This is a genomic window from Actinacidiphila oryziradicis, from assembly GCF_005047355.1.
Lineage (GTDB): Bacteria > Actinomycetota > Actinomycetes > Streptomycetales > Streptomycetaceae > Actinacidiphila > Actinacidiphila oryziradicis.
This window is the reverse complement of record NZ_SUMC01000021.1, coordinates 1-20,861: the sequence shown is the minus strand read 5'-3', so window position 1 is coordinate 20,861 and position 20,861 is coordinate 1. Positions and strand designations below refer to the sequence as shown.

Sequence of the window (20,861 nt, the reverse complement as noted above, 5' to 3'; positions counted from 1 at the left end):
CTCAATGGCCCGTTGCCATCCGCTCATGCCGTGTCCACGCGGCGGCGACCCGGACGGCGTCGAGCGTCTCGGCCACCTCATGCACCCGGACACAGTAGGCGCCGGCCGCGGCGGCGAGAGCCGAAACCGCCGCGGTGGCCGCATCCCGCGCGCGTGGCGGGGCCGGGCTCCCGTCCGTTGCGAGCAGCGCGCCCAGGAAGGACTTGCGGGAGGCTCCGACGAGGAGCGGGCGGCCCAGTGAGGACAGCTCGTCGAGACGACGTAGCAGCTCCCAGTTGTGCGCGCTGTTCTTCGCGAAACCGAGTCCAGGGTCGAGAATGATGCGCTCGGCCGCGATACCGGCGTCGACCAAGGCGTGCAACCGCTGGTCGAGTTCCGCTCTGACCTCGGTGACGACGTCCCGGTAGACCTCACGCTGCTGCATCGTCCTGCTCGGTCCGCGCCAGTGCATGGCGATGTAGGGCACCCCGGCCCGCGCCACTGATGCGGCCATAGCAGGGTCGGCAAGCCCGCCGCTGACATCGTTCACGGCACGCGCTCCCGCCTTCAGGGCCGCGCGGGCGACCTCGGAGCGCATGGTGTCGATACTCACGATCACCCCGGAGCCCGCCAGTTCGCGCACGACCGGCACCGTCCGGCTCAGTTCGACGTCGAGCGGGACCCGATGCGCTCCAGGGCGGGTGGACTCACCCCCCACGTCCACGATGTCGGCCCCGGCCGCGGCGAGAGCGAGACCGCGATCCACCGCCCGCGCGGTCGCCACGTAGTCTCCGCCGTCGGAGAACGAGTCGGGGGTCACGTTCAGGATTCCCATGACCAGGCAACGCTCGCGCGCGGGGAGCCCCGCGACCCGACCGGATACCGACGTGCCGGTAACAGGGTCGGTCAGTGCCCGCTGGCGGTGCCAGGGCACGCCGGTTCCGATCCGGGTCGCGGTCATCGCTGTGTCACCATCCTGTTCGACTTCAGTGCCGCCCGCAGAGGGGCATCACACGAGGGGAGTAGTGCTGATGGTGGCCCGGATCGGTGTCTGCACGTGCCGCTCGACACCGGGCTTCTCGGTTCCGCCGTTGTCTTCTCCCCATATGACGGTGACTTCGGCCCCGTCCTGGGCGTCGGCCTCGTCGATCGTCGCCAGCGAGGCCCAGCCGCCGATGTTGACGGTGTAGGCGTTCCGGAACGTCGCCCCGACCAGCCGGTCACCGATAAGCACCTTGTCGTGCTGGAAGGTCGCATAGCCGGCGGCGGGCGTGCTCATGTACTTGGCTCGGTCCCTGCCGCCGAAGAGGCTGCTGGCGATGACACGGGCGACATCGTCGTCGTTCCAGCGCAGCCACACCTTCCTGCGGTGCGGCTGGTCGGCGAGTTCCTCCAGTGCGGCCCGGCCGATGAAGTCGTGGTCGAACTTGATCACGTGGCCGTACCCGAGGTCCCACGGCGTGACGTAGTAGTCTTCGATGTCGTCGGAGGCGAAGCTCCCGCCCAGCGAGGCGACTCCTTCGTAGCTCCCGGCGCGCAGCCACTCCCGGTACGGCTTCATCCGCTCACCCGTGTAGATCGCCGGAACGAACGTGCCGATCCAGCCCGATTCCACCGCGGTCGTCGAGTACGCGAGGGCGCCGCCCTGGCGGAGGCCGAATTCGGTACCGGCCTCCAGGAGCGCCTCCAGCACGGCCGGACCGTCGTCGGCCGGGCCGAACATCTCCAGCCCGGTCATCTCCTGTCCGGGGATTCCGACCATGGTGTGGTTCAGGGCCCGCACCGGGCGACCAGCGATGGTGAACTCGCCGATGTTGAAGAACTTGATGCGATCGACCGGGCCGCCCTGCGCCTTCTCGACGATCTTGAGGGCATCGGGTCCCTGGAGCTGGTAGCGGTAGATCAGACGCTTGCCCTTGTTCTCAACGGTCCGCTCGTCTCGGGTGACCTTGACGTCGTATCCGCCGGTTTCGGCCTGGTACGCCACCCAGTTGGGCGCGCTCGGCGTTCCGACCAGGCTGACCTTGTCGTCTTCCAGGCCGAACAGGATCGCGTCGCCGATCAGCCGGCCGTCGTCATTGCAGACGATCAGCTGCTTGGCCTTGTTCTTCCCGAAGGTGCGGAAGCTGTTCACTGCGACATCGGACAGGAACCTGCCCAGGTCGGGCCCCTCGAAGTAGATGTCGGTCATGTGGAACGACTGGTCGAACAGGACCGCCGTCGTGTTCCACGACTCCTGCTCGTCGCGCCAGTTGCTGTACTCGCTGGGGATCGGAAACGGAAACGCCCCGGTCGGCGCGTTGCGGAGCATGTGCGCCGGATTTCCGGACCGCTGGATCTTGGACTCAAGGCTTTCGCTGGACATGTTGCTTACCTCTCTTTGTCTCACCGCTACTGCGGCGAATTCGGGCCCCACGCAGTGATGTGTGCCGTGAGTTGACACCCGCTCCGTCGGCGAAGGGGGCGGTGTGCCGACCAGCCGGGAAGGGGTTGTCCGGTTGGTTCACGCCGTGGCTGTCCGCACGCCGTGAACCAAGGTCGTTGTGCCACTCGAGGGTGGCGGCGATCTGGTTGCACGAAAACGTGTGCAGGCGCTCGATTTCTCTCCGCGCGGCTCAGTGGAGGACGACGGTGCGGCCGTTGTCGAGCAGCACCCGGTTCTCGGTGTGCCAGCGCACGGCACGTGCCAGCGCCAGGCACTCGTTGTCCCGGCCCAGCGCCGTGATCTCCTGCGCGGTCATCGAGTGATCGACCCTGGCCATCTCCTGCTCGATGATCGGCCCCTCGTCCAGGTCGGAGGTCACGTAGTGCGCGGTGGCGCCGACCAGCTTCACGCCTCTGCGGTAAGCCTGCTGATAGGGACGACCGCCCTTGAAGCTGGGCAACATCGAGTGGTGGATGTTGATCGCGCGGCCCTCCAACTGCTTGCACAGATCCGTCGTCAGGACCTGCATGTAACGGGCCAGCACCACCAGGTCGACCCGCAGGTCGGCGACCAGTTCCAGTAGCGTCGCCTCGGCTGTGGCCTTGGTGTCAGCGGTGACCGGAATGTGGTGGAACGGGACGTCGTAGTTGTCCGCCAACACGGCGAGATCCGGGTGGTTGGACACCACAGCCACCACGTCGATGTTCAGCCAGCCGCTGTTCGCCCGGAACAGCAGATCATTCAGGCAGTGCCCGTATTTGCTGACCATGATCAGGACCCGCGCTCGCTCCGCGGCGGCGAGCAGTCGCCAGGACATGTGCAGCGGCCCTGCCACGTCGGCGAAGTCACGCCGCAGCCCGGCGAGATCGAACTCGGTGCCGTTGACGGGCTCGAACTGGACGCGCATGAAGAACGTGCCCGCCTCGCGGTCGCCGAACTGCTGGCTCTCCACGACATTGCAGCCGTGGTCGACCAGGAATGTGGCGACGGCGTGGACGATGGCCGGTTGGTCCGGGCACGAGAAGGTCAGCACGTAGTCCGACACCCGCGATGTGGCCTGGGATTCCGGCATTACGGCAGCGGTCATGGCCTGCTCCATTCTTTCTCTGCGGAGACCGACGATGGTTGGGCCTGGGCGGCGTTGCGGGCGGCGGTGACGGTGTTGCGCAGCAGCCACACGTCGGTCACCGGCCCGATCCCGCCGGGCACCGGTGTCACCGCCCGGGCCCTGGGCAGTACGTCCTCGGTGTCGACGTCGCCGACCATCCGGACGGCGCCGGTGTTCGAGTCCCGCATCGGGTTGATGCCCACGTCCAGCACGACGGCGCCCGCTCGCACGTGTTCCGACCGGATCAGGCCGGGAACGCCGGCCGCGACGATCAGTACATCGGCGCGTCGGGTGTGCCAGCCGAGCCGGCCGGTCCGGCTGGCCCACTCGTCCACCGACTCCACCGCCGCCCCACGCTCGTAGGCCAACGAAACCGCCGGCTTGCCGACGTTGTTGGACCGGCCGACAACGACGACCAGCGAGCGGTGGTAGAAGGCCGGCCGGTCCTCACCGACCGAGTCCAGCCACTCGTCGAGGACGTGGAACACCGAGGCCGCCGTCGACGGGACGTAGCGCGGTGTACCGAGTGCCAGTAGTCCGGCGTTCTCCGGATGCACCGCTTCGATGTCCTTCATCGGGGACAGCGACCGGAACACCTCGGCCTCACTGATGTGTGCCGGCAGCGGCCGCAGCACGAGGATGCCGGTGACCGAGGGATCGTCGTTGAGCAGACGCACCTGTGCCAGCAGGTCGGTCTGGGTGGTGGTCGCGGGCAGCACCAGCCGGCGGTGGGGTAGGCCGAGTTCGGCCGCGATCCTGGCCAGCCGGCCCTCGTATGCAGCGGCCCGGTAGTCCTCGCCGACGATCACGGTGGCCAAGCCGCAGCCGATCCCGTCCGCGGTGAGTTGCTTGACCTCCCGGGCCACGTCGGCCTTCAGGTGCTCGGCCCTCGCGCGGCCGTCGATGAGCTGTGCGGTCATGACGTGGTCCCATCTGGTAGGTGGTGCGAGGGAGCAACGAGGTCGGCGGCGAGCGATGCGGCCCGGGCGGCACGCCGTTCGGCCGTGGCCGATCGGGGATCGTCGGGGCGGGCGCGTAGGTTCTCCCGCACCAGGAGTGCCGCGCTGCCGGCGGTCGCGGCCGCGAGCAGGGCGGCGGTGCACGCGTCGGACCGCAGCCGGGGATTGCCGGACGCGGCCAGTTCGGCTCCGACCTCCGCGACCTGCGCCGCCACTGTGGCCAGTGCCGCGGGCACATCGGCCGCGGCGTCCAAAGCCGCCCGGATCGCCTCACGCCGCGCCTGCGGGTCCGGTTCCTTCGGCAGACGGGACGCCTCGACGTACCGGCCGTAGGCGGCCGCGTCCTCGTCGGCCAGCGTTATTGCCTGCGCTCTCAGCGCCTCCGCCCGCGCCACCAGCCCGGCGAACTTCGCCGAGTCAGCGGCCTGCCGCAGCGCGTACCTGCCGGCCATCGCGGCCAGCGCGGCCGCCAGTGCGGTCACCGTGCCGGCCACCGCGCCGCCGCCTGGTGTCGGCGACTCATCCGCCACCGCGTCGATGAAATCGCCGACCGTCCACGACCGGACTGCGCCGGTTGCCTGCTCCGCCATAATGCACCTCCACTACCGCCGATCGCGGTCATCCCAAAGGGCGTCGTACCGACCGCCGCCCTGTACGTGCCACTCCAACCCGAGGCCGGGGCGCTCCGGCGTCCGGCTCTCCCCACACCACGGCGGCGGTCAGATCCTCTGAACCGTCGCGGCGCCACCGACGCGCTGCTGCCAGCCGACCGTCGCCGAGATCTGGTTGAACGAGAACAGGTGAAGCCCCTCGATGCGCAGTTCGTCAGAGGTCAGCTCCGCGCCGATCCGGTACAGCAGTTCTTCGGGCTGGTAGGAGCTGCCGCGCAGAAGGCTTCCGACCAGCCCGTGCTGCTTGGTCAGGAATCGGACCGACGATCCGACACCGATCTTGATCGACAGTTCCGTCAGTTTGAGGATGTTCATCGGCGCCGCCAGGCCGAGCCGCAGCGGCAGCTCGATTCCCGCCGAACGCATCCGTCGCAACCAGCTGACCAGGGTGTCGACGTCGAAACAGAGCTGGCTGACCATGTAGTGGGCGTGCGGCTGCTTGCGCCGCAGGGCATCGAGCAGCTCGTTGTCGGCGATCTTCGGGTGCCCTTCGGGATAGCAAGCGACGCCGATGCGCTCCAAACCGTGGTCGATCGCGCCCAACGCCTCGATCAGCTCGGCCGCCGAGGTGTAATCACCGGCCGGCGTGGCGGCGTCGCCGCCGATGACGTACAGGTCTTTGACGCCCAAAGCGTCGAGACGGCGGACGAATCCGAGGAGTTCCGCCTTGTCCGCCACCTGCCGCGCCGCCAGGTGCGGCACCACCCGATGACCCGTCTTCACGGCCAGTTCCGCGTAGTCGAGTGTCCGATCCAGTCCGAACTTCGGTGAACAGGTGACGGTCACAGTGGTGTTGATCGGTATCTCGGACAGCTTCTGCTCCACCCCCCGAAGGGGGATGACCTCGACGTTCGCCCCAGTCGCCAGCGCTGCCACCGCGCCTCGGACGTCTTCCCGTTCCCCATAGCTCATGGACGCCTCCTGCTCCTCTTGGCGACCGAATCTCGGCCCCCAACAGAAAGTAGCTTACAAACAAGCTATCTGAATAGATAGTCGAATGGCTTTTTGGTTTGCCAGTGGTAGGATCATCCACAATGGAGGACTTGGCCTGCACCCACCAGGGGGAACGATGACGCGCAGAACGAGTGGTCGAGACCTGATCGACGGCATGGTCGACGCCCGGCAGCGCGAGATGCCCGACCTGGACCGGCCCGGGTACGAGTTGGCACGCCGTGCCGTCCGTCTGGGCGTCCTGCTGGAGGACGCGCTGGCCCCGGTGCTCGCGTCGCGGAACCTGACCAAGAGCGACTACGGCGTGCTCAGCGCCCTGCGGTTGGTAGGCGCTCCCTACGAGCTGCGGCCCAGCGACCTCAAGACCCGGCTCCTGCTCACCTCCGGCGGGGTCACCACCGTGCTCAAGCGGCTGGAGAAGGCGGGCCTGATCGAACGGGAGCAGGACACCACCGACGGACGCAGCTCGTGGGTTCGGCTGACGAACACCGGAATCGAGACCGCCGGCGCCACCATGCAGGCATGGTCAGAAGCCGAATCCCACTTCTTCCAGGCCGTGCCGCCCGAGTTGCGCCAGGCCGCGTCAGACACACTGCACGAAGTGCTGCTCGCCATCGGCGATCTCGAACCTCCTACGCCACAGACCAAAAAACGCCGCGAACGGTCGTCACAGAAGACCCTCATGGCACTGTGACCGGCGCTCACGGCGCGTCGTCCCGTCCTGCGCGCAGGGGCCGCAGTGTCTCGCTCGTCCGCCACGGTCGACAGCTCCACCAGCGCGTCGGTTGATCTCCCGCACCCGGCGGTACAGCAGCGCCGCCAGCAGCGTCAACGTCACCTCGGGCGGATGGTCACAGGCCTCCCAGCTGTCGCGGCCCCGAGAGGGCGCTTTAAGAGAAAATGCACCATTTTGATCCATTGCGCCCGCACGCGAAAGCCGTCATTTCGGGCACCAAGGAGCGGAGAACGTCGGCCTTCTGTGATCCCGAGCGCCGCGTGCGGCGGCGTAGGGCGATACCTGCAGGTCGGCAAGGTGCGCAGCCAGGGCACCAAATCGCTCTAAATGCGGGCGAAAGCTTGAAACGCCCTCTGGAAGGCCCGGTGCTGAGCGGGTTCGGGGCGTGATCACAGAAACGGGATGTCGAATGCAGTATGAGGATTGCGTCGAGTGGCTTGCCAGCCGAGGCCGGTCCCGCATCGAGCCCGGCCTGGGGCGTACCCAGGCCTTGTTGTCCCGGTTGGGACATCGCGGCGATGAGATCCCGGGCGTGCTGGTGGCGGGGACCAACGGCAAGGGCTCGACGTGTGCGATGGCGGTCGCCGGGCTAGTGGCTGCGGGGTATCGAGTGGGCAGCATGCCGAGCCCGCACCTCCAGCAGTACACCGAGCGGATCCGGATCAACGGGATTCCGGTCGGTGCCGAGCAGTTCGCCGAGGCGGTAACCGCGGTGCAGTTCGCAGTGGACGAACTCGATGCCGCCGGGATCAACGCTGCTACCCAGTTCGAGATCATGGCCTGCGTCGCGTTCTCCTTTTTCGTCCGCCAGGGCGTGGACGCGGTGGTGCTCGAAGTGGGGATGGGCGGACGCGACGACGCGACGAACGTGTTCGATCCCGGAGTGAAGGTCATCACCTCGATCGGGCTGGACCACCAGGAATTCCTCGGCGACACGCTCGCCTCGGTGGCCTGGCACAAGGCGGGAGTGATCCGTGCCGGTGACGACGTGCTGATCGGCGATGTGCGCGACGAGGCGCGGAAGGTCATCACGAAGGTGCTCGACGACTGCGGGGGTGTCAGGGCACAGTGGATGCGGTGCGCGCTGACCGCGGAAGCCGCCGCAGACGGAGAAGTGCTTGTCGGCAACGCCGTCGCGCGGCACCGGGCGCTGCGGCCCCCGCTGCCCGGTGCGCATCAACAGGCGAACCTCGCTCTCGCGGTCGGCGCGGTCGACGCCTTGTGCGCACGGACCGGACGGCTCTCGCCGAGTGACGGGCAGTGGGCTCGCGCACTGGCCGAACTGCGCTGGCCCGGCCGGCTCGAACTGTGCACCGGAGCCGATCTGGGCGCCGGCTGGAACGGATCCCTGCTGCTCGACGGTGCCCACAACCCCCACGCTCTGCGGGCCGTGATACCCGAGGCTGAGCGCCTGCTGGGCCGGCCTCCGGTGGTGGTGTTCGCCGCCATGCGCGACAAGGCGCTGGCCGAGATGGTGGCCCTGATCCCGCGGACGTGGCCGCTCGTCGTCACCACTGTGGAGGGCGAGCGGGCCGCCGTGCCCCAAGCGCTGGCAACCCTGTGCACCGGACATGCCATCGCCGGGGTGGCCGACAATCCCGCACAGGCGCTCGGCCTGGCCGCCCGGGCCGCGGCGCCCGACCGCCCGATCGTCGTGCTCGGATCGCTATTCCTCGTCGGAGCCATACGCAACCACCTCAACCTCCCGCCGGCCTAGCGATCTGTGGTCGGTGAGTTCCTCACATGTATGTCAAGTTTCAGGCGGCCGTTTTGAGGCGGGTGTAGTCCTCGACGTGGCGGTCGACCTCGGGTATTCAACCGATCGGGACGATCTGACGGCAGGTTAGGAAAAGGTGCCCCTGAGCTGCAAGGATGCGATTGCTGAAGTCGGATCTGCCGCAAGAACAGGTGCACCTTTTCGGTGAGTGAGCGTACAGGGTGGGGCCACCGGCTGCGTGTGGTGGCTGACGGGAAGGGACTGGTCGGGCACGCGGGGGCGGTGCTGCTGCACCAGGTCGCGGACCGGGTCGGGCTGACGGCGGCGCTGGAGCGGCTGTTCCCGGCCGGGGGCAGTGCAACCTGGCGCGATCGCGCGCATGTCCTGCTGTGCCTGTCCTCGGCGATCGTCCTCGGGGCCACGAGCGTGGCCGATGCCGAACAACTCCAGTTGCACCAGCGGGCCTTGTTTGGGACGCCCGCCTCCGACTCCACCACGCACCGGCTCCTGGAACGCCTGGACGAACCGGTGAGGCTGGCCATCGCCAAGGTCCGCGCGCGAGCACGCCGCCATGTGGGTCTTCTTGAAGGTCGCGGCGGCGCCCTGCTTCTTGGAGGAGGACACGATGATGGTGGCGTCCATGTCGATGACGATCCAGCCGGTCAGCCGCTTGCCCGCCACGCCAGGGAAATCCGCCCGGCCGCAGGTGCAGCCGCGACCAGCTGGGTGGCTCAGGCCGCGGTGGGGTGGGCGGTGATGCCGAGGATGTGCACGGTTCGGGTAGTACCGACCTCCATGGCGTAGAACACGTACAGCCGTCTCAGGGTCGCGGTGTCGATGTGGAAGAAGTCGGCGGCGAGGAGTCCGGAGGCCTGGGTGCGCAGGAACTCGCGCCACGTAGGGGTGCTGCGGCTTCGTCGGGGTGCGGGGTTGAGGCCGGCGCTGCGCAGGATGCGCCGGATGGTGGAGGCTCCGACTCGGTGGCGGAGGCGTCGCAGTTCGCCCTGGATGCGGGTATAGCCCCATGTCGGGTTCTCGTGGGCGAAGCGCAGGATGAGGGCGGTGAGTTCCTCGGAGAGCGGCGGGCGTCCGGTCCGGGCGGGTTTCTGCTTCCATTTCCACCGGAGCAGTCGGCGGTGCCAGGCCATGAGGGTGCCGGGGGTTACCAGGCGGTGGCGGCGCAGCCTGCTCGGGAGGTGCCGGGCGAGGGCGGCGAGCACGGCGCGGTCCGGCCACGTCAGGCGTGGCCTGGTGCCGATCTGCCGACGCAGCGCCGCGACCTCGTGGCGCAGCGCAAGGAGCTCAACGTTCTTGGTTTCCTCCGAGCGCGACAGCAGCAGGAGCAGTCCGAGCAGCCGGATGAAGATCAGGTACAGCACGCGCAACGCCATGCAGTCCGAGCATGCCATGATCACCTGGAACTGCAAGGAGCCTGATCAGAGGCTACGCGCCAGTTTTGGCATCCTACAGGGATGGAAGCTCGGGGCAGTCGTGGGCTGATTGCAGACCTCGCAGGATCGGACTCCTGGCCTGTAAGCCATGGGCTCGGGCACGGCGATCGGGACAGCATGCGGGGGGAGTCAGTCGAGTCAGAGGACGGCGACGGCAGGGTGTTGGCTGCTTTCCTTGTGGCCGGGGCGCTGCTGGAGATCGGTGCTCCTGGCCTGACGGGGGTTGATCGCCGCGTAGCAGGTGGAGCAGGCCAGCCGCCGTGCTCCGGCCTGTGACTGTGGGATCACGCCGATGGGCTGTCGGCGGACAGTGACGCCTACGACGTGATCGAGGCAGACACCGGCACCGCAGTAAGCGCAGCAGCCGACGGTGGCTTTCGGGTCTGCCGACGATGCGGCTGTTGTGCATTCCAGGCAGTTCACGGACCGTTCCTCCGGTGTGTGGGATGGGTGTGTTCGGCGTGATGTGACCATCCTTGCCGCAGGCCGGGCGGGTGGCTGGCGGATGCGGGCTGATGGCGGGGAGTGGGCCTTGTGGTGGCCTGTCCGCCCGTAGCATCCACACTACCTCTAGATTAGACTGAGTCAAGTCTTGTGGGGTGGTGAGTGTGCGGCGAGGCGCCGGGGTCGAGGTGCTGGCGCGTGCGGCCGCCGGGCCGGTGGGAGGCGTCGGTGTCATCGGCAATCGGCAAAGCACTTCTTGGATTCGACTCGGTCGAATCCAAGAAGTGCTTTGCTCTGCTGCTGGGTGGGCCGTGCCGGAGAAGCCGCGTCGGGGGCGTGTGTGTCGTCCGTGGGCGGGCCGGCGGGGTGGCGGGGGTGGCTGCCTATGAACCTGCGACGGTCTCCTGGCACTGCGCGCACAGCCCCCACCAGGTGATCTCGGCTTCGTCGATGGCGAACCCCTTGCTCTCCACAGGGTCCAGGCAGGGGGCGACCCCGGTGTGGCAGTCGACGTCCTCGAGGACCCCGCACTTGCGGCACACCAGGTGATGGTGGTTGTCGCACACGCGCAACTCGTAGAGCGCCGGGGAGCCGGCCGGCTCGAAACAGCGGATCAACTGCGCGTTCGTCAGGACCTCCAGCGCGTTGTAGAGCCCCTGCTTGGACAGTCCGCTGGAGCCGGACTTGCGCGCCCCGATCCGCCTCTCAAGATCCGAGGCCGTGGAATGCGGATGACCCTGAAGCGCTGTCAGGATGGCGCGGCGCGGTGCCGTGTTGCGCAGCCCTTTGCTCTTGAGTAGGTCTCCAGCTGACTGCTCCATGACTGCTGTCACACTCCTTCGGTGCCCGGCTTCGGCCGGTAAGGCTCATTTCCCCACCGCGCTGCTGGGCCTTGCGCGCGTCCGTCTGGATGTGCGCGACGGCCGTCGGCGGGAAACGGGGCCGACGCAGCGTTGTGGAGTGCGCGTGCATGCACTCGGCGTTCTGGGCCTGCAACCGTAACCTCAAAACTTGACTGAGTCAACTCTGGTGCGGGTGTGCGCGCCGGAAGGGGTGACGGTGGCGAGGTGGCCCCCAGAACGGGCGGGGCCGACTCCCCGCCGTGATCTGCCCCCTACGCCTGGCTCCTGGACCATGCACTGCTGGACCGGCCCGACAACGACGAGATCTTCGGCCCTGGCGCTCCCCGCGCCTTCCAGCAGGACCTGCCCGACGCCGAGATCCACCTGGTCGAGTCCGGGCACGCACATCGTCGCGACCCCGCCCCTCCCGCGTCCCGCTCCGGGCGCGCGGCCGCCCGCGGCTAGCGCCTCTTCCTTGCGCCTCCCACGGGCGCGCGCACCCCGATCGCCCGTGTCGCTACACGGCCACGGTGAACGCGCCCCTGCGAGGTGGCCGGCCCTCGCGCTCCGTTCCCACGCCGGTCGCAGCAGCGTCCGCCCACCAGCGAAACGCAGCCCTGTGCACCTTAAGCGCGAGCACCGTCGCTCCCCCGGCCAGTTGACCCACGCGCAAAGACTTGACTTAGTCAAATCTAAGATTGTAGATTTCATCACGAACCGGCCCACCGCGTCTGACGGCGAATCGTCCGCAGGGCCGTGGGCGACGACGCCCTTCCGTTTAGCGATCCGCCACGCCGGGCGTTCCCCTCGGCCCCCAATCCCCCCAAGGCCCCCAACGCGGGCCGCACACCTCAAGGAGGTGGACCGATGGCCAACCGGTACACCCGCGAGCGCACCGCGGCCCTGGCCCTGCAGCGCAACCTGCTTCCGCAGCGCCTGTCGGGCGGGTGCGCGGTCGAGGTGGCCTCGCGTTATCTGCCGGCCGACATTCACCGCGGCGTCGGGGGTGACTGGTTCGACGTGATTCCGCTGTCCGGGGCTCGGGTGGCCCTGGTCGTCGGCGACGTGGTCGGGCACGGCATCAACGCCGCGGCGACCATGGGCCGGCTCCGTACCGCCGTGCACGCCTTCGCCGACCTGGACCTGCCTCCCGACGAATTGCTGGCCCACCTCGACGATCTGGCCATCCGCCTCACCGAGGAGGACACCGATGCCAAGGGCCCGGCCACCGCCGTGGTGGGTGCCACCTGCCTGTACGCCGTCTACGACCCGGTCACCCGGCGCTGCACGATGGCACGGGCCGGCCACCCCCCGCCCGCGATCATCGACCCGCATGGCCAGGTCGCCTTCCCCGACCTTCCCGCCGGAACCCCACTCGGCCTCGGACTGACCTCCTTCCCCTTCGAGTCCGTCGAGCTGGAACTTCCCGAAGGCAGCACGCTCGCCTTCTACACCGACGGCCTGGTCGAGACCCGCGACCAGGACATCGACACCGGGATGCACCGCCTGGCCAACGCCCTCGCCCACCCCCGCCTCCCGCTGGAAGACCTCGGCTCGGCCGTGCTCGACACGCTGCCGATCGGAGCAACGTGCGACGACGTCACGCTGCTCCTCGCCCGTACCCGCACCCTCAGCCCGGAGCAGGTGGTCTCCTGGGACCTGCCCAGCGACCCGGCCGTCGTCAGCGAGGCCCGGTCCCTGACCCTCGGCCAACTGACCAAGTGGGGACTGCCGGATCTGGCGACGACCACCGAGCTGATCGTCAGCGAACTGGTCACCAATGCCATCCGCCACGGCACCGGCCCGATCCGTCTGCGCCTGATCCGGCACCAGGTCCTGACCTGCGAAGTCTCCGACACCAGCAACAGCCTCACCCGCCTGCGCCACGCCCGGACCACCGACGAGGGCGGCCGCGGCCTCTTCCTCGTCGCCCAGCTGTCCCACCGACGAGGCACCCGCTACACACCGGACGGCAAAACCGTGTGGGCCGAACAGGAACTGACACCCGCGGTAGAGCAGTGAACGACAGCAACCCCCACGACCGACCACAGGCGGTATCGTCCGCCATGGGCCCATGGTGACCTGTATGACCGCAGGCGCCCGACTCGGCTAGCCGACGGCACGCCCCCGTCCGGGAGTTGGCAGATCGTGCGCCGAGTCCTGTGGGGCGCGAGGTGTCGGACGCCCGACGTCATCTCCTCACACCACCTCTACCTACGCCAATGACGGGTGTCGTTCATGACAGCGTGGCGCCTTACCTGCAATCTCAAGACCTTCGACCTGGACTCCTTCCGTCGCGACGGCCACGTGTTGCTGTCCTGGACCGTTGTTCGCTACCGGAATGAGCTCTCCAAGGGAGACCGATTCGCCCTGTGGGTCACCGGTAAGCGCGGGATTGGTCGTCGACCGGAGGGTGATGATTGTCGCCGAACGGGAGGCCCGCACCGGCCGCGAGTACACCGTGACGACGTCTCAGATCCTGATCGAGCCGATGACCACTCGCAGGAGGGTCTGTGTGAGACCAACAACCCTCATGAGCGGGCATCCTGACGCCTCCGGTGGCCAGCCGGTGGCCGGACGCCTTTGGACGGTGCAGTACGAGGCAGTATGGGTCAACTAGTCGCATGTGCTCTGATCAGGAAGAACGGCACCAGACAGCACGAGCAGGCACCACGCAACATGATCGCTCACGGTCTCGTAATGCGTAGGTTTCGGGTTCGAATCCCGAAGGCGGCTCCATGCTGCACCCCAGGTCAAGCCTCTGACCTGGGGTTTCTTGTTTCGGGTGACCTTGGAATCTGCGCGAATCGGGCACTGGCGATCTCCGCATCGTAATGCGTAGGTCCGAGGTCGACGCTGAGTGGCTGATCTCGCCGTCCCACGCCTCTGAGCTGGCCTTTTGTTCCCAAGAGTAGGTCCGCTCGGGTCTAGTCGGCGTGGGGTGGTGGCCGTCCGGTGGCCGAGCGTGCAGCGAGCGTGCGAATGGCTCTCGGTGAGCCTTGCGGGTTGAGTGGTGTGATGGGGTTGGGGTTGTGGCAACCCAACAATCCCGTGAGCTCAGCCAGCTACCGTTGGCACCGCTGTGCCAACGACCGCCGCACGGCTACCATCGCGGCGCGCACACACCCGGCAGACGAGCCCGGCGTACTGCGGTTGCACTGACTCTCCGTGTGCCTCGCATCGAGTGGATGCGGACCGAACGGCGAAGTCGCGTCGGCGTTGCGGACCGTGCGTTCGTTGGTGGTGAGGCCGTGGCCCACGCCGTTGTCGCCTAACAGCGGTCCCGCCGCGTTCCACGGCGGGACCGGCAGACTGCTCGGCGCGACGGTCAGCGGAGCGCTGATCGCCGCGGGCCGGTCGCTCGCCGCCGAGCTCGCCCCGATCCGGGTCAATGTCGTCGCCCCGGGGATCGTGCGTACGCCGCTGTGGCCGGACGGGGCGCCGTTCGACCTGCTCGGCTCCGACACCCTGCTGGGCCGGGTGGCGGAGCCGGAGGACGTGGCGAAGGTGTACGTCGGCCTCATGGAGCAGGACGACGTCACCGGCAATGTGGTGATCGTCGACGGCGGCAGCATTCTCACATAGCGCGCAGGCCCCGGTCGGCGAAGGCGATCAGCCACTCGAAGCTGTCGTCGATGTCGGCGCTCCACTGGAAGCCGTTGGCCGCCTGCAACGTGGCGAAGCCGTGGCAGAGGCTGCGGAGCATACGCAGGGCGTGGTCCACGTCGGACTCTGCGATCTCGTAGCCGCGCAGGACCGCCGTGAACGCGCCGAGCGCCCGCTGACCCGCGGTGGCCAGCGGATCGTCCGGGCCGGACGGTTCCACGCCGATCGTCGCGGCGTACCGGCCGGGGTGCTCCAAGACGAAGGCGCGGAAGGCGCGGGCCGCGGCCGCCAGGGCGTCGCGGCCCGCGTATCCCTGGACCGCGCCGCCGACGGCGTCGGCGGCCTCGCTCAATGCCAAGACCGCGATGCGCCGGTTGAGGTCTTCCTGGCCGCCTACGTGCTTGTACAGGGACGGGGTACGCACGCCCACCCGCTCGGCCAGCAAACCCATCGTCAGGTTGGCGAGGCCCACCTCGTCGGCGAGGGCGGCACCGGCCGCGACCACGGCCGCCGGGTCCAGGCCGACCCTAGGCACGAGCGGCGTCCGATCGGCGGAAGGCGAGCATGAGCGAAACCACCTGGTCGGGGAACTGGTCGTGCGGGTAGTGCCCGGCGCCCTCGATCATCTCAAGGCGACCGAGGCCGGACGGCAGGGCATCAACGATCGCCAAACCCTCGGCGTGCGGGTCGGCCCAGTCGGGGTCGAGCGTGCCCATCACGACCAGGACCGGGCAGCGGACGTTGCCGAGCTGCGCGCCGGCGTCGGTCGGGGCGCTGCGGCCCATGCCCTGCATGGCCTTCATCCGGCCCGGCTCGCGCAGCAGGGAGTCGATGCGGCCGAGCCGCTCGGCCCAGTCGGCCGGCTTCACGCCGGGGTAGGCCACGTCGAGGTACGAGCGCCAGAGCGGCACGCTGCCGAACGCGCCCGTGCCGAGCAGCCGCAGCATGCCCCGCCGGAAGCGCTTCACCCGCAGGTCGCCGAGGCGGATCGACTGCTTGCGGGTGAACGGCGCCAACTCGACAACCGCGGTGATCAGTGAGGGCTCCTGTGCCGCGGCGATGGTGGCGGCGCCGCCGGAGATCGAGTGGCCGACGAGCACGGCCGGGCCGCCCAGGTGGCGGATCACGGCGAGCAGGTCGCCGGCGATGGCGGTGCGGCTCCAGGCCGGCCAGCCGACGCTGGACTCGCCGCAGCCGCGCAGATCGACCGCAGCGACCCGATAGCCCGCCGCCACCAGTGGCGGGATCACGGCACGGTACGCGGAGCGGCTGTCGCCCATGCCGTGCGCGAGAACGATCAGGGGGCCGGACCCCGCCACCTCGTAAGCGATCGTGCCGCCGTCGACGGCAAGGTACTCGGTCATGACATCCTCCAGGTCTGGCTAATTCTGTTAGCTAAAAGCTAATCTCATTATCCAAACCTGTCAACGACGAAATCCCCGGCACGGCCAGGAGAAACGACGCCGCCCACCGCACGCGGCCCCCGCGCCGAGGCCCTGCGTCAGATCATGGTGCAGAACTTCCTCATCGACACCCGTGGCCGCCCGCGGCCCCGCGCCGACCAGGACGGACAGCCCCGCGGAGCACTCAGGATCGTCTCGCCCTACGATCTTGAGTCCCGCCGGTCCATCCGGGGCGACACCCGCTGGAGCGGCTACCTGCTTCACGTCACCGAGACCTGCGACGCCGACGACAGCGTCAATCTGATCACGGACATGGCCACCAACAGTCCGACCAGGGACAGGGAGGCCCTGCCGGGGATCCACCAGCGGCTTCGCACCCGTCGGCTGTTGCCCGCCGAGCACCTCATCGACGCCGGCCACACCTCCGCCGCTCTGCTGGACCGCTCCGCCCGAGACCATCAGGTCCAGCTCATCGGCCCGGTCAAGACGTCCGGCTCCTGGCAGGAGAAGCAGCAGACCGGCTTCACCCGCGAGGCTTTTACCATCGACTTCGAGCGCCGCCAGGCGACCTGCTCGAACGGAAAGACCAGCGGAGACTGGCTGGAGCCGCCCGCGCAAGCCCCCTACCAGTTAGTGAAGTTCGACCGTCGGCTGTGCGACCCATGCCCCGACCGGTCCCGGTGTACCAAGTCCCGAGAAGGCCGCACCATCACCTTCCTCCCCCGCCACTTGCACCAAGCCCAAGCCCACAACCGCACCGAGCAGCAGGAGGAAGAGTGGCGGCGGACCTACGCCGTCCGCTCCGGCGTCGAGGGCGGCACCGTCTGCGAACTCGTCAACGGGCACCGGGCACGCCGCAGCCGTTACCACGGCCTGGCCAAGACCCACGTACAGCACGTCCTGACCGGCATCGCCATCAACATCGAGCGCCTCTCGGCCCACGCGCCCCCGACCACCGACCGTCCCCGATCACTGACAGCGTTTCAGCTGTACCTCGACGCGCGGGGCCTGACCTGGGAATGCTGGTGGCGGCAAGGCCACTGACCCCGCTATCCCAAGATCCCCGACAGAGTCTCTCAGCGGGCCGATCCGACCAACCAGCAGACGTTCACCGAACTCACACGCCACGCACTCGACGAACTTCGAGCCGCGACAGCTGCGCTCGACTAGGACTTGTCCGGGCAATCACGTGCGGCGTCGCCGCAGCGAAGTGCTGCATTCCTGGCCGCGTACCCTGGTGGCGGCGTGGGGCCGACTGCCTGGAGGGGCTGTGAGTCTGCGCACGCTGGTTATCGATGCCTGGAGCTGGCTCAACTACAAGCCTGTTCCAGCCGTATTCCGGTTGGCCCCTTCACAGGCCGTGCCGACGGTCGCCGAGCACGCGCGCACAGACTTCTCGTTCCATCTGCGGGGAGAAGCAGCTTCGGCGGGCGGCGACGGCCCGGCGGGTGTCCTCGGCGATCAGGTCGGCATTGACCGCGGCCGCGGCGCGCACCCCTGCGGCTGCGGCGCCGATGACGGTGTCGGTCAGGGTGGTGACATTGCCGGCCGCCCACACTCCGGGTACCCGCGTTGCCCCGGACGGGTCGGAGGCGATGTAGCTGCCGATGACCTGTCCGGCCATCTCCTGCTCGACGGGTTCGAGACCCAGGCTCGTAAGAATGTCGGCGCGGGCGGTGAAGCGCGGAGCGACCACCACAGCTTCGCAGGGGATCACCCGGCCACCGGCCAAGGTCACGCCTGTGAGCCGGTCGCCGGTCACCTTGAGGCCGGACACTCTTCCGTCCACCACGTTGATATCGCGGGCGGCCAGCTGCTCGTACTCGTCATCGCCGGGCTCGGGCGCGGTGTGCAGGAGCAACGTCACCTCCCGGCTCCACTGCCGCCACATCAGCGCCTGGTGCACTGCCAGTGGCCCGGTGGCCAGGATGCCGATCGGCTGATCGCGGACCTCCCATCCGTGGCAGTACGGGCAGTGCAGTACCTCGCGCCCCCACCGCTCAGCCACTCCCGGTACTTCAGGCAGCTCATCGATCAGGCCAGTGGTTACCAGCAGCCGGCCCGCCGCGACCGCAGACCCGTCTTCGAGAACGAGGCGGAAGCCCCCGGCCGCCAGGCGCTCGGCCGACACGACGTTGCCCTCCGCGATCTCGCCGCCGTAGCCGGTCACCTCCGTACGGCCCACGGCCAGCAACTGCGAGGGCGTTACAGCCTCACGCGCCAGGTAGTTGTGGACATGCGACGCCGGAGCGTTGCGCGGCCGCCCCGCGTCGATCACCAGCACCGAGCGGCGTGCCCGGGCCAGGGTCAGCGCCCCGCTCAGCCCGGCAGCTCCACCACCGACGACCACGACGTCATAACGCCGCTCCCCGTCCGCGAGGGCGGCAGTCATGATTTGTTCCGTTTGTATAGTCATGCGAAGTACCTCCGTCCACGGGAGATGCTCCACCTACGCCCGAGCGGTTGACAAACCTTATTGCCGAGACGGCAAATAGGTGAATGGCAGATAGTGACTTTTCGGCCGTCCTGACCGCCGTGGGCCCGCGCCTGCGGGCCCTTCGCGGTGAACGCGGCACCACCCTGGCCCAGCTGAGCGAAGCGACCGGGATCTCCCTCAGCACCCTCTCGCGCCTGGAGTCCGGACAGCGCAAACCCACCCTGGAACTTCTGCTGCCCCTGGCCAAGGCGTACGGCGTGCAACTGGACGAACTGGTGGACGCACCCACGACCGGCGACCCGCGCATCCACGCCCGTCCCTTCACCCGCCATGGCATGACCTTCGTGCCGCTGACCCGCCACCTCGGCGGGCTCCATGCCTACAAGCAGGTCATCCCCGCCGGACACGGGGTAGGCGGGGAGCTGGAGCAGCGGGTGCATGAGGGCTACGAGTGGCTCTACGTCCTGTCCGGCCGGCTGCGGCTGCTCCTGGGCAAGCACGACCTCGTCCTCACCGCCGGGGAGGCCGCCGAGTTCGACACCCGCACCCCGCACGCATGGCTCAATGCCGGTCCGGAGCCGGTGGAGATGCTGAGCCTGTTCGGACAGCAGGGCGAGCGGATGCATGTGCGTGCCCGCCCCGTCGGCAAGTGACCAGGGGTGGGGCGGCGGTGTCGCGGGTTCCCCGACCGCAGACCCAGAGCGGAGGTTCGGCCTCGCAACGGGGGATGCCTACGGTGCTGCGGCCGCGTTCGAGGAACTCCTTCCTCACGTGGCGCGGGTCCTGGGCGAAGACCACCCCGACACCCTGAGCGACCGCAGCAACCTCGCCTACTGGCGGGGGGAGGCGCAATGGCCAGACTCTGTTGGTGATCTTGAGGGGTCATGCGGGGGATGCGACTGTTGATCTATCGACCGATTGTTGAGCAAGATCGGTTAGGGCCGGTTCGCAGTCGGATCAGCGCCGGAGCGCGCCCATAAAACGGTGTCAAAAAGTCGGCGTGCTCAAGAACTTCGGCATGCCCCTTTTCTGTACGATCTGGCGGGTGCAGCAGCCTCCGGACGACGACACCGCCGATCTCCTCGCCCCTCCGGCCACCGGCGGACTCGTGGGATACGCCCGAGTGTCCACCAAGGGGCAACTGCTCGACCGGCAGATCCACGCACTCACCGAAGCGGGGTGCATCCGGATCTTCGCCGACAAGAAGTCCGGCAAGAACGCCGAGCGCGAAGAACTCTGGAAGGCGCTCGACTTCCTCCGCGAGGGCGACACCCTCGTCGTCCCGTCACTGGACCGCCTCGGCCGCTCCATCCAGGACCTCAGCCAGCTACCCTTGGCACCGTTGTGCCAACGACCGCTGTACGGCCACCATCGCGACGCGCGCACATCCGGCAGACGAGACCGGCGTCGGGGGTGCCCCTATGGTTTCGGTCAAGCGGTTTGGCGCTGGACCTCAGTTGTTGGTGGTCGGGGCGGCGCCGACGTATGCGTAGACCCAGCTTGTGTCGGTGGATCGGACTGTCTCGTAGGTGTGCCAGCGTAGGGCTCAGTGGGCTGGCTGGGGAGACCGCCTCATGCGCGAAGGTGTATGGGTGGTGTTCCGTCCGGGCCGAGGTGGACGATCTTGGTCCGGTCGTCGAAGGGGCCTCCGTACACCGGTTGGCCGGGCTTGAGGATGGTGCCGCTGATGGTGCGGCGGCCCTCCGGGTCGGCATCCGAGATGCTCTCGATCTCGATGGCCAGCACGACGATGCCCATGGCGGTGAGAACCACGTACCGCTCCCGGTCCGTGCGGACACCGAGCTTCCACCGGCCGCGCGCAGCCGTGTACACCTCCTCGTCGGTGAGCCCCGGGCGCCATCCCGAGGACGACTGTCCATACTCGTCCTCCGGCCAGGTCCTGTAGGCGCCGAGTCCGATGCCGATCATGACTTACCCCCTTGTTCCGCTCCGAGATCCTGAATCCCGGGGCGATTGACACCGAGGGGCGTCCGTCAAAAAAAGCGAGTTCAGCGGGAACCTTCGGCCGGGTGCCGGACACATACAGTGCATGGAACTGAACGACGCTGGTCCCACCGCACCTATGGGAGGGATATCCGACCGGGAGTTGTGGGCACGGGCAGTCGACGGCG

Annotated in this window: 21 protein-coding genes and 2 pseudogenes; 9 read left to right on the top strand and 14 right to left on the bottom strand. The window is 68.4% G+C overall.

Annotated elements, in window-relative coordinates; genetic code table 11:
• Position 1: 1 nt before the first annotated feature.
• The 6 genes from folP to FCI23_RS21770 all read right to left on the bottom strand — a co-directional run bounded on the left by folP (position 2) and on the right by FCI23_RS21770 (position 6,054).
• Entirely contained in the window at positions 2-814 is an 813-nt protein-coding gene (gene folP, locus FCI23_RS21795; protein WP_246143904.1) for a dihydropteroate synthase, read from the bottom strand.
• 174 nt (positions 815-988) lie between these two features.
• The gene (locus FCI23_RS21790; protein WP_136725620.1) at positions 989-2,344 is read right to left on the bottom strand and encodes an aminomethyltransferase family protein; all 1,356 of its coding nucleotides are present in this window, start codon (positions 2,342-2,344) and stop codon (positions 989-991) included.
• Positions 2,345-2,594: 250 nt separating this feature from the next.
• On the bottom strand, positions 2,595-3,491 hold the full coding sequence (gene purU / locus FCI23_RS21785) for a formyltetrahydrofolate deformylase (protein ID WP_246143893.1): 897 nt from the start codon (positions 3,489-3,491) through the stop codon (positions 2,595-2,597).
• Positions 3,488-4,432, bottom strand: a complete 945-nt coding sequence (locus tag FCI23_RS21780) for a bifunctional 5,10-methylenetetrahydrofolate dehydrogenase/5,10-methenyltetrahydrofolate cyclohydrolase (RefSeq protein ID WP_136725619.1) — start codon at positions 4,430-4,432, stop codon at positions 3,488-3,490. The genes purU and FCI23_RS21780 overlap by 4 nt, the downstream gene beginning before the upstream one ends.
• A complete protein-coding gene (locus FCI23_RS21775; RefSeq protein ID WP_136725618.1) occupies positions 4,429-5,061 on the bottom strand; it encodes a cyclodeaminase/cyclohydrolase family protein in 633 nt (210 codons plus the stop codon). Before FCI23_RS21775 ends, FCI23_RS21780 begins: the two co-directional genes overlap by 4 nt.
• Before the next feature lie 129 nt (positions 5,062-5,190).
• Positions 5,191-6,054, bottom strand: a complete 864-nt coding sequence (locus tag FCI23_RS21770) for a methylenetetrahydrofolate reductase (protein ID WP_136725617.1) — start codon at positions 6,052-6,054, stop codon at positions 5,191-5,193.
• Positions 6,055-6,211: 157 nt separating this feature from the next.
• Here FCI23_RS21770 and FCI23_RS21765 point away from each other — a divergent pair, with 157 nt between their 5' ends.
• Together FCI23_RS21765 and FCI23_RS21760 are read left to right on the top strand one after the other, a co-directional pair.
• Positions 6,212-6,787 (top strand): MarR family winged helix-turn-helix transcriptional regulator, encoded by a 576-nt coding sequence (locus FCI23_RS21765; RefSeq protein WP_169316881.1) that lies wholly within the window; start codon positions 6,212-6,214, stop codon positions 6,785-6,787.
• Between the two features lie 451 nt (positions 6,788-7,238).
• On the top strand, positions 7,239-8,546 hold the full coding sequence (locus FCI23_RS21760) for a bifunctional folylpolyglutamate synthase/dihydrofolate synthase (protein ID WP_136725615.1): 1,308 nt from the start codon (positions 7,239-7,241) through the stop codon (positions 8,544-8,546).
• A 126-nt stretch (positions 8,547-8,672) separates the two neighbouring features.
• On the opposite strand, the gene FCI23_RS63085 is transcribed toward FCI23_RS21760, so the two are convergent.
• From FCI23_RS63085 to FCI23_RS21740, 4 genes are all read right to left on the bottom strand, one after another.
• Complete coding sequence (locus FCI23_RS63085; protein ID WP_322973874.1) at positions 8,673-9,227, bottom strand: hypothetical protein; 555 nt, start codon at positions 9,225-9,227, stop codon at positions 8,673-8,675.
• A 50-nt stretch (positions 9,228-9,277) separates the two neighbouring features.
• Positions 9,278-9,937 (bottom strand): IS3 family transposase, encoded by a 660-nt coding sequence (locus FCI23_RS21750; RefSeq protein WP_169316879.1) that lies wholly within the window; start codon positions 9,935-9,937, stop codon positions 9,278-9,280.
• A 198-nt stretch (positions 9,938-10,135) separates the two neighbouring features.
• Positions 10,136-10,420, bottom strand: a complete 285-nt coding sequence (locus tag FCI23_RS21745; RefSeq protein WP_169316878.1) for a DUF2180 family protein — start codon at positions 10,418-10,420, stop codon at positions 10,136-10,138.
• Between the two features lie 404 nt (positions 10,421-10,824).
• Positions 10,825-11,262, bottom strand: a complete 438-nt coding sequence (locus FCI23_RS21740; RefSeq protein WP_127361695.1) for a Fur family transcriptional regulator — start codon at positions 11,260-11,262, stop codon at positions 10,825-10,827.
• A 336-nt stretch (positions 11,263-11,598) separates the two neighbouring features.
• On the opposite strand from FCI23_RS21740, the pseudogene FCI23_RS63820 reads away from it, so the two are divergent.
• The 4 genes and pseudogenes from FCI23_RS63820 to FCI23_RS21725 form a co-directional block, all read left to right on the top strand.
• Positions 11,599-11,685: pseudogene (locus tag FCI23_RS63820) on the top strand (alpha/beta hydrolase); the annotation flags it as partial.
• Positions 11,686-12,153: 468 nt separating this feature from the next.
• Positions 12,154-13,305 (top strand): annotated as a pseudogene (locus tag FCI23_RS21735) (ATP-binding SpoIIE family protein phosphatase); the annotation flags it as partial.
• A 394-nt stretch (positions 13,306-13,699) separates the two neighbouring features.
• A complete protein-coding gene (locus FCI23_RS21730) occupies positions 13,700-13,903 on the top strand; it encodes a hypothetical protein (RefSeq protein WP_136725611.1) in 204 nt (67 codons plus the stop codon).
• A 644-nt stretch (positions 13,904-14,547) separates the two neighbouring features.
• Positions 14,548-14,868 carry an SDR family oxidoreductase gene (locus FCI23_RS21725; protein WP_169316877.1) on the top strand — a complete coding sequence of 107 codons (321 nt, stop codon included), beginning with the start codon at positions 14,548-14,550 and terminating at the stop codon, positions 14,866-14,868.
• On the opposite strand, the gene FCI23_RS21720 is transcribed toward FCI23_RS21725, so the two are convergent.
• Both FCI23_RS21720 and FCI23_RS21715 read right to left on the bottom strand, forming a co-directional pair.
• On the bottom strand, positions 14,861-15,394 hold the full coding sequence (locus tag FCI23_RS21720; RefSeq protein ID WP_136725712.1) for a TetR/AcrR family transcriptional regulator: 534 nt from the start codon (positions 15,392-15,394) through the stop codon (positions 14,861-14,863). The two genes, FCI23_RS21725 and FCI23_RS21720, sit on opposite strands and share 8 nt — an antisense overlap.
• A 22-nt stretch (positions 15,395-15,416) precedes the next feature.
• Positions 15,417-16,253, bottom strand: a complete 837-nt coding sequence (locus FCI23_RS21715; RefSeq protein ID WP_136725609.1) for an alpha/beta fold hydrolase — start codon at positions 16,251-16,253, stop codon at positions 15,417-15,419.
• Between the two features lie 144 nt (positions 16,254-16,397).
• Between FCI23_RS21715 and FCI23_RS21710 the strand changes: the two genes are divergently transcribed.
• Positions 16,398-17,336, top strand: a complete 939-nt coding sequence (locus FCI23_RS21710; RefSeq protein ID WP_136725608.1) for a transposase — start codon at positions 16,398-16,400, stop codon at positions 17,334-17,336.
• 307 nt (positions 17,337-17,643) lie between these two features.
• On the opposite strand, the gene FCI23_RS21705 is transcribed toward FCI23_RS21710, so the two are convergent.
• Positions 17,644-18,684: an NAD(P)/FAD-dependent oxidoreductase gene (locus FCI23_RS21705; RefSeq protein WP_136725607.1), complete on the bottom strand. Its 1,041-nt coding sequence runs from the start codon at positions 18,682-18,684 to the stop codon at positions 17,644-17,646.
• A 107-nt stretch (positions 18,685-18,791) separates the two neighbouring features.
• Between FCI23_RS21705 and FCI23_RS21700 the strand changes: the two genes are divergently transcribed.
• A complete protein-coding gene (locus tag FCI23_RS21700) occupies positions 18,792-19,382 on the top strand; it encodes a helix-turn-helix domain-containing protein (RefSeq protein WP_136725606.1) in 591 nt (196 codons plus the stop codon).
• 392 nt (positions 19,383-19,774) lie between these two features.
• Complete coding sequence (locus FCI23_RS59905; protein ID WP_246143892.1) at positions 19,775-20,272, top strand: recombinase family protein; 498 nt, start codon at positions 19,775-19,777, stop codon at positions 20,270-20,272.
• Between the two features lie 29 nt (positions 20,273-20,301).
• On the opposite strand, the gene FCI23_RS21690 is transcribed toward FCI23_RS59905, so the two are convergent.
• Positions 20,302-20,658 (bottom strand): hypothetical protein, encoded by a 357-nt coding sequence (locus tag FCI23_RS21690; protein ID WP_136725605.1) that lies wholly within the window; start codon positions 20,656-20,658, stop codon positions 20,302-20,304.
• Between the last annotated feature and the right edge of the window lie 203 nt (positions 20,659-20,861).

Excerpts from the sequence above, each read along its gene's own strand:
- FCI23_RS21775 (WP_136725618.1), bottom strand. The coding sequence starts at position 5,061 with ATGGCGGAGCAGGCAACCGGCGCAGTCCGGTCGTGGACGGTCGGCGAT.
- FCI23_RS21760 (WP_136725615.1), top strand. The coding sequence starts at position 7,239 with ATGCAGTATGAGGATTGCGTCGAGTGGCTTGCCAGCCGAGGCCGGTCC.
- FCI23_RS21705 (WP_136725607.1), bottom strand. The coding sequence starts at position 18,684 with ATGACTGCCGCCCTCGCGGACGGGGAGCGGCGTTATGACGTCGTGGTC.
- FCI23_RS21740 (WP_127361695.1), bottom strand. The coding sequence starts at position 11,262 with ATGGAGCAGTCAGCTGGAGACCTACTCAAGAGCAAAGGGCTGCGCAAC.
- FCI23_RS21790 (WP_136725620.1), bottom strand. The coding sequence starts at position 2,344 with ATGTCCAGCGAAAGCCTTGAGTCCAAGATCCAGCGGTCCGGAAATCCG.
- FCI23_RS21780 (WP_136725619.1), bottom strand. The coding sequence starts at position 4,432 with ATGACCGCACAGCTCATCGACGGCCGCGCGAGGGCCGAGCACCTGAAG.
- purU (WP_246143893.1), bottom strand. The coding sequence starts at position 3,491 with ATGACCGCTGCCGTAATGCCGGAATCCCAGGCCACATCGCGGGTGTCG.
- FCI23_RS21710 (WP_136725608.1), top strand. The coding sequence starts at position 16,398 with ATGGTGCAGAACTTCCTCATCGACACCCGTGGCCGCCCGCGGCCCCGC.
- FCI23_RS21690 (WP_136725605.1), bottom strand. The coding sequence starts at position 20,658 with ATGATCGGCATCGGACTCGGCGCCTACAGGACCTGGCCGGAGGACGAG.
- FCI23_RS21730 (WP_136725611.1), top strand. The coding sequence starts at position 13,700 with ATGATTGTCGCCGAACGGGAGGCCCGCACCGGCCGCGAGTACACCGTG.
- folP (WP_246143904.1), bottom strand. The coding sequence starts at position 814 with ATGGGAATCCTGAACGTGACCCCCGACTCGTTCTCCGACGGCGGAGAC.
- FCI23_RS21700 (WP_136725606.1), top strand. The coding sequence starts at position 18,792 with ATGGCAGATAGTGACTTTTCGGCCGTCCTGACCGCCGTGGGCCCGCGC.
- FCI23_RS21750 (WP_169316879.1), bottom strand. The coding sequence starts at position 9,937 with ATGGCGTTGCGCGTGCTGTACCTGATCTTCATCCGGCTGCTCGGACTG.
- FCI23_RS21765 (WP_169316881.1), top strand. The coding sequence starts at position 6,212 with ATGACGCGCAGAACGAGTGGTCGAGACCTGATCGACGGCATGGTCGAC.
- FCI23_RS21770 (WP_136725617.1), bottom strand. The coding sequence starts at position 6,054 with ATGAGCTATGGGGAACGGGAAGACGTCCGAGGCGCGGTGGCAGCGCTG.
- FCI23_RS21715 (WP_136725609.1), bottom strand. The coding sequence starts at position 16,253 with ATGACCGAGTACCTTGCCGTCGACGGCGGCACGATCGCTTACGAGGTG.